The following is a 380-nucleotide window of genomic DNA, read 5'->3' as shown; positions in this document are numbered from 1 at the left end:
TACTCGGTTTTATTGCTTGGTTACTTTTATACGATATTATCCAGTTTTCAAAGAACAATAGGTGTTACTTATATATAGAAGGAATTCATCCTTCAAAACTGAACAAAAAACAATGCCGTTAATTCGTGTGTGAGAACATCGTTCTCTTCTGCTAGTAGGTAAGGCGTACACCTTCACCGTTCACATATTTTACTTATATATAGAAGGAATTCATCCTTCAAAACTGAACAAAAAACAATGCCGTTAATTCGTGTGTGAGAACATCGTTCTCTTCTGCTAGTAGGTAAGGCGTACACCTTCACCGTTCACATATTCCTTAGAAAGGAGGTGATCCAGCCGCACCTTCCGATACGGCTACCTTGTTACGACTTCACCCCAAT

1 rRNA gene is annotated in these 380 nt (G+C 38.7%); it reads right to left on the bottom strand.

Annotated elements, in window-relative coordinates:
• Nucleotides 1-320: 320 nt before the first annotated feature.
• Nucleotides 321-380: ribosomal RNA gene (locus QYG89_RS17315) — 16S ribosomal RNA — on the bottom strand; the annotation flags it as partial.

Source organism: Bacillus lumedeiriae (assembly GCF_044891285.1).
In the GTDB taxonomy this organism is placed as follows: domain Bacteria; phylum Bacillota; class Bacilli; order Bacillales; family Domibacillaceae; genus Pseudobacillus; species Pseudobacillus lumedeiriae.
The sequence above is the reverse complement of the archived record's forward strand: the minus strand, read 5'-3'. Positions and strand labels throughout refer to the sequence as shown.